Here is a 2,492-nt window from a genome sequence, read left to right on the forward strand (position 1 = left end):
GGTGTCCTTGTTGCGCACATGCGCGTCTTCATGGGCAAGAATTGCCGCAAGAGCATTTTCGTCGGTAACGACGAGCAAGGGGATGCCGACCGTCAAAAATAGCCGGCGGCCGAGAAGACCAAGAAGCGTGCGCTCCTCCCGCACGCCGGCGTTCAAGCTGTCCTCCAGCGCAATCACGGTGCGGGCGGCTCTGCGCGGGCCGGCGACTTTTTCCCACTGGTCCCACAGGCCAGGTGCCTCCGCCCGGCTCACTCCCTTGATCTTGCTGCGCCGAAAGCCGGCAAACAATGTGCCGAATAGAAAAGCCGCCGCGGTGGTCGAGATCGGCATGACGAGAAATCCGCAGGCGATGAACCAGACTGGATGGCTGTCGAGCAGCGACATCCAGATACAGAAGATGATGGCTGCGGGAACCACGAAAAACAGCACCCCGAACCTGCCGAACCGCCGCCCAGCGCTGATGATGAAGCGCGACATTCAGGTCACAACGGGATGTTGTCGTGCTTCTTCCAGGGGTTCTGCATGTCCTTGTTGCGCAGCATCCTGAGCGCCCGGGCAACGCGACGACGGGTCGAATGCGGCATGATCACCTCGTCGACATAGCCGCGTTCGGCGGCGACGAAGGGCGACAGGAAGCGATCCTCGTAAGCCTTTGTATGCGCTGCGATCTTTCCCGCGTCGCCGATGTCCTTGCGGTAGATGATCTCGACCGCGCCCCTGGCACCCATCACCGCAATCTGTGCTGTCGGCCAGGCATAGTTCATGTCGCCGCGCAGATGCTTTGACGCCATCACGTCATAGGCCCCGCCATAGGCCTTCCGGGTGATCACGGTGATCTTCGGCACGGTCGCCTCGGCATAGGCGAACAGCAGCTTGGCGCCGTGCTTGATCAGCCCGCCATATTCCTGCGCGGTGCCCGGCAGGAAGCCGGGAACATCGACGAAGGTGACGATCGGGATCGAAAAGCAGTCGCAGAAGCGAACGAAGCGCGCCGCCTTGCGGCTGGCGTCGGAATCGAGCACGCCGGCCAGCACCATCGGCTGGTTGGCGATAAAGCCGACGGTGCGGCCCTCGACGCGGCCGAAGCCGGTGACGATGTTTCTGGCAAAGCTTTGCTGGATCTCGAAGAAGTCGCCTTCGTCGGCAACCTTCAGGATCAACTCCTTGATATCGTATGGCTTGTTGGCGTTGTCGGGGATCAGCCGGTCGAGCGATAGATCGTGATCGGTCACTGACTGGTAGCATTCGATCTCGGGAATTTCCGACGTATTGGAGGCCGGTAGCAGGTCGACCAGCCGGCGCATCTGCAGCAGCGCCTCGACGTCGTTGTCGTAGGCGCCGTCGGCGATCGACGACTTCGTGGTGTGGACGGAGGCGCCGCCGAGGCTCTCTGCCGTCACCGTCTCGTTGGTGACGGTCTTCACCACGTCCGGCCCGGTGACGAACATGTAGGAGGTGTCGCGGACCATGAAGATGAAGTCGGTCATCGCCGGTGAATAGACGTCGCCGCCGGCGCAAGGGCCCATGATCAGCGATATCTGGGGGATCACGCCGGAGGCGAGCACGTTGCGCTGGAAGATCTCGGCGTAGCCGCCGAGTGCGGCCACGCCTTCCTGGATGCGAGCGCCGCCGGCGTCATAGAGACCGATGATAGGCGCGCGGTTGCGCAGCGCCATCTCCTGAACCTTGACCACCTTCTCGGCATGCGCCTCCGACAGCGAGCCGCCGAACACGGTGAAGTCCTTGGCGAAGACATAGACCGGGCGGCCGTTGACCGTGCCCCAGCCGGTGACGACGCCGTCGCCGGCGATCTTGGTCTTCTCCATGCTGAAATCGGTCGAGCGGTGCTCGACATACATGTCGAACTCCTCGAACGAACCCTCATCGAGGAAGACGTCGATGCGCTCGCGGGCGGTGAGCTTGCCTTTCTGGTGCTGGGCGTCGATGCGGGCCTTGCCGCCGCCCATGCGGGCGATCTCGCGGCGGCGCTCGAGCTCCTTCAGCACGTCCTTCATCGCGGTCCCCCAAACGGATAGCTGCGTTTGTGGTAATGATGCGCGCAGGGGAGCGCAAGCGCCGCGTTTGCCATGGTTTTTGCTGCATTGCAGCATGCGGCCCTTGCATTTCGAGGCGAACTCGTCCATATGCAGCGGCATAGGCGCTTGGGCCGGCATTGTCCGGCCTTCTCGACGAATGAGACTGGTTGCGTCTGTTTTCCCTCTTTCCGGTGTTCGGCCCCTCTTCCCGGTACATCACAAAGTGGCGAAAAAGCCCCGAGGCATGAAGCTTGCGGGCACGACAGCGCAGCCGCGCGGACGATCCCGTCCGCCGCCTTGTCGTTCCATGACAATTTTTCGACGGCAGGTTGCGCCCTGCCGCCATCGATGTTTGCGGCTACAGGCCGCGTGAAAGAAGATTATTTTGACCAACGAAAACACAGCGGAACAGAATGGTTTCGCCGCGCTCGGGATCTCCGGCGCGCTGCTCAAGGC

General features: G+C 62.4%; 2 protein-coding genes. Both read right to left on the minus strand.

What is annotated here, in order from left to right:
• The coding region (locus EOA33_RS32090; RefSeq protein ID WP_210212637.1) for a hypothetical protein at positions 1–477 on the minus strand (477 nt) is incomplete at its 3' end.
• A gap of 5 nt (positions 478–482) precedes the next feature.
• A complete protein-coding gene (locus EOA33_RS32095) occupies positions 483–2,015 on the minus strand; it encodes an acyl-CoA carboxylase subunit beta (RefSeq protein ID WP_126054654.1) in 1,533 nt (510 codons plus the stop codon).
• Positions 2,016–2,492: the final 477 nt, after the last annotated feature.

Source organism: Mesorhizobium sp. M4A.F.Ca.ET.050.02.1.1, from assembly GCF_003997725.1.
Classification (GTDB): Bacteria; Pseudomonadota; Alphaproteobacteria; order Rhizobiales; family Rhizobiaceae; genus Mesorhizobium.